This is a genomic window from Candidatus Eisenbacteria bacterium, from assembly GCA_013140805.1.
Lineage (GTDB): Bacteria > Eisenbacteria > RBG-16-71-46 > RBG-16-71-46 > RBG-16-71-46 > JABFRW01.
Map to the genome: position 1 here is coordinate 1 of JABFRW010000138.1, position 4413 is coordinate 4413.

Genomic DNA, 4413 nt, shown 5'->3' on the forward strand with positions numbered 1-4413 from the left:
GCGGTGCACGACGTCGGCATGACCTTCGTGACCGCGATCCACGCGATCGGCCTTCTGCCAGGCACGTGAGACGCGCGCCGCCAGTTCGAGCAGCAGGCCGCAGTCCTCGGTGCCGAACGCGCGCTCCTGGAGCGGATCGGTGACGTTGAGCACTCCGAGCATGCCGTGCTCGCCCTCGAGCGGAACCGAAAGGAAGGTGCGGCTGCGATAGCGCGGCAGGCCGTTCGCGGACGGCAGCGAGTCGTGGGTCGTGACGTCGCCGACCGCGAGCGGGCGGCGGTTCTGCGCCACCCAGCCGGCCACGCCGTCGCCGGGGCGCACGCGAGTCTCCTGCACCACCCACAGATCGAGCCCGGCGGCGGCCCGGATCACCAGGTCACCGTCGGGTTCCAGTCCCATGACCGACACCACGCGTGCGTCCATCGCTTCGCTCACCATCTCCACCGCGATCCGCAGCACGTCGTCGCTCGGTTTCGCGCCTTCGGGATGCGAGCGCAGCAACACGCGAGGTCCCGCGTGTCGCGGCAGTCGCACCTGGAAGGTGGATCCCTTGCCAGGCGTGCTGGTCGCCACGATTTCGCCACCGTGCGACTCGACGATCGAACGGCTGATCGCGAGCCCCAGCCCGGTCCCCCCGTACTGCCGAACCAGCGAGGAATCGATCTGGTAGAAGCGGTCGAAGATCTTGTCGAGTTCCGGTTCCGGAATCCCGATGCCCGTGTCTTCCACGAACAACGAGACTCCTCGTTCGCCACCGGTCAGGCGCAGCACCACGCTCCCGCCCGCAGGCGTGAACTTGATCGCGTTGCCCCCCAGGTGAAGCAGCAACTGCCGCATCTGGTCCCGATCGGCGTCCACGTGGGTATCGGCTTCGACTTCGACCACCTTGAGGACGACGCGGGCCGCATCCGCGATCGGACGCAGCAATTCCGAGGTTTCCCTCACCAATTCCGCCAGATTGTGACTCTCCCGGCGGGGCTGGACCGCTCCGGCGTCGAAGCGCGACAAGTCGAGCACCGACTCGATCAGGCGCGACAGACGATGGCTCTCTTCATTGATCACCTGAAGGAAGCGCCGGGTCTGCTCGGGTTCCTGGCGATCGGCCGGCAGCGTCAGCAGGGTGTCGACGTAGGCGCGGATCGCCGTCAGCGGCGTGCGCAGCTCGTGCGAAATGGTCGAGACGAAGTGACTCTTGAGCACGTGCAGCTCTTGAAGGCGGTCGTTCGCCTGTTCGAGCTGCCGGGTGTGTTCTCCGAGCTGGCTGTAGAGTCGCGCGTTCTGGATCGCCACCACCGCGTGGCCGGCGAACACTTCGAGCAGCTCGACGGTCTCCTGCGAGGGTACCTGGCGGTCGACCGGATCGTCGACCGAGACGTAGCCGAGCAGTTCGCCGTCGACATTCTGCAGCGGCACCAGCAGGACGTCCTCGGGGTGCCACTCGCCCGCCACTCGATCGCCGAGATCCGACACCACGCCCTCCGGCAGCACCCGCGCGAACGGGTGCTGATGTCCGATCAGGAACGCGCGTCCGATGCGGAAATCTTCCTTGAGCCACGAGCGAAACTCGTCGACCGCGATCGGATCGGCTTCGAGTCGAGCCCGTTCCGAAGCACGCAGCCCGACGAAGGCGCGCGCCTCGAGTCGTTGCGTCGCGGCGTCACACAACCGGATCATCACGATTCGATAGCCGAGCGCATCGCGAATGCCCTCGGCGACGCCCTGCAGCACCGCGCCAAGGTCGAGATGGCCGCTGATGTGGCTGACGGCGCGCAGCAGTTCACGCACGCGCACTCCGCCGAGGCGCAGCGCCGCGTCGGCGGGCGACCTTGCGAGCGCGACGCCTTCGCCGAGCTCGGCGGTCGGCGCGACCGGCAGGGTGTCCGCCGCCTCGACCTGCGAGTGTGCGGCAGTCTCTGCGCCGACCGGGGAGGCCACGTCTCCGAGTGCCGCCGCAGCCGCGGCATCGTGAATGGCGAGCGCCTTCTTGAGCTTGGTGACCTGCCGCCGCAGCGTGTCGATTTCGGAGCGGAGCTTGATCTCGAGCACCGAGATGCTCTTGCGATTGTCCTTGTCCCTGGAGGCGTTGCTCATGCGGCCGCCCGATCGCGCGCGATCACCTTCACCAGCGCCTCGACCACCGACGGGTCGAACTGCCGGCCGGACTCGGCTCGCAACTCTTCGAGCGCCTCCGGCTCGGTGCGCGCGGGTCGATAGAGCCGGTTGGAGATCATGCTCTCCCACGCATCGACCACCGCCAGGATGCGCGCCCCGATCGGGATCGCCTCGGCCGCGAGGCCGAGTGGATAGCCGCCTCCGTCCCAGCGCTCGTGGTGGGCGAGAATGATCTCGCGCACGCTCGCCATGTATTCGAGCGGTCGCATCAGATCGACCGAGGCCTCCGGATGCTTGATGAGCCGATCGCGTTCCGCGTCACTCAGCGGACCCGGAACGCGATCGATTTCGCGCGCGATCGGCGCCATGCCGACGTCGTGGATCGCCGCGACGTAGCCGAGCAGGTCGACTTCGCGATCCGACAGCTCGAGGGTTCGCGCCACCAGCCGGGTGTGCCGCACGTGACCGCGCAGCAGCGAATCGCTTTCCAGGTGGTAGCGCGTGACGCCGCGCAGTGCTTCGATCGCCTCCAGCACGTTGTGGCTGTGGTCCGGGTACGCGTTCGCGCGCTCGATCGCGCTACCGACTCGCTCGATCAACGCGACCAGCACCCCGAGGTCGTGCTCGTCGAAGCTCGAGGTCGAGCGCTTGTTGTTCACGTTGATGACGCCGAGCACCTCGCCCTCGACCACCAGCGGGACGCTCAGGAACGACTTGGTGCTGTACTGCGGATGATTGAGGCGCGCGAAGCGGCGGTCGGTTTCGATGTTTCCGACCAGCACCGGCTTGGCCCACGCCGCCACGGTGCCCGCGACTCCCGAGCGCACGGTGGTGCGACGCGTGGTGATCTTCTGCCCCTCGAGCCCGCGGGAGGCCGCGATGTAGAGATCGCCGCGGTCGGCGTCGACCAGCATCAGCGAGACGATCCCGGCATCCATCACCGCCGCCACCATTTCGACCGTGGCGTCGAGCAGCTGGCGCAGATCGGCGCGCGACGCGACCGAGCGCGCGATGCGGCGCGCCGCGGGTGTCGCCATCTGACGCAACGGCAGGCTCAGACAGAAACGCGTTCCGCCCTCCGGCGGGGTTTCCGCCCACAGGCGGCCGCCGTGCAGATCCACGATGCCGCGCGCGATCGCGAGCCCCAGTCCGGTGCCCTCGATCTGCATGTCGCTGGGGCGCCGCACACGGTAGAAACGCTCGAACACCCGTGGCAGATCGTCGGCCGGAATGCCGGGCCCCTCGTCGATCACCCACGCGAGCCACCGGTCGCCCTCGGCCTCTGCGATCACACGCACCACCGCGCCGGCCGGCGAGAACTTGAGCGCGTTCGAGAGCAGGTTCACGAACAGCCGCTGCAGCAGGTCGCGATCGCTCTCGACCTGAAGCTCGCGCTTGAATTCGATCTGGACACCGACCTGCCGGGCGCGAGCGAGCGGCGCCAGGCCGGCGATCACGTCGTCCAGCAGGTCACGCAGCGGAAACGCGGTGAGCCGCAGCGGACGCTGGCCCGCCTCGAGCCGTGACAGATCGAGCACGTCGGTCACCAGTCGGGACAGTCGATCGCACTCTTCATTGATGATGCTCAGGAAACGCTCGCGCGGCGTCTTGGGATCGTGCAGCGATTCGAGCAACGTCTCGGTGTAGGCCTTGATCGCGGTGAGCGGCGTGCGGATTTCGTGCGCGACCACCGACATCAGATTCGAGGACACCTCGTCGTCGAGCGTGTGCTGACGTTCCAGCTCGACGCGGCGACTGCGCTCGTCCTCGAGCGCGTCGTGCAGCTCGGTGCGCTCGAGCGCCAGCGCCAGTGCGTCGGCGACGGTCTGCAGCAGGCGCCGGTCTTCCGGCGTGAACAGCTTCGGAGTCGGAAACGCCACCAGCAGCCCGCCCGCGAGTCGCCCGCTTGCAAACAGCGGGACCGCGGAGATGGCACTCGGCGTCGCGTTCCACAGCAGTGCTTCGCGCGCGGCGTTCGGATCGTCGGTGCCGTCGTCGAAGTGCGGAGATTCGTGACGCAGCAGCCACTCGATCGGACCCGTCGGCTCGGCGTGGTACGGCGTCTCGACGCCACCGTCCGCGAGGATGCGAAGCGAACCGCTGCGCATGTCGATGCGCAGCACGCAGCACTCCGCCGCACCCAGCGCCCGCACCAGCCCCTCGCCGACCAGCGTGCACGCGGTGCCGAGATCGGCGGTGCTGCGCAGCGCCAGCACCGCGTGGCTCAACACGCCGAGCCCATCCGCCTCGTGAGTCGAGAACGGACCGAGCCCTCCACGCGTCGCGAGGTCGCCCATCGTT

2 protein-coding genes are annotated in these 4413 nt (G+C 68.3%); both read right to left on the reverse strand.

The window, feature by feature from the left end; translation table 11 throughout:
* Positions 1-2091 (reverse strand): GAF domain-containing protein (locus HOP12_11045; GenBank protein ID NOT34690.1); only part of this gene is annotated, 2091 nt, incomplete at its 3' end.
* The coding region (locus HOP12_11050) for a GAF domain-containing protein (GenBank protein NOT34691.1) at positions 2088-4413 on the reverse strand (2326 nt) is incomplete at its 5' end. The genes HOP12_11050 and HOP12_11045, both read right to left, overlap by 4 nt.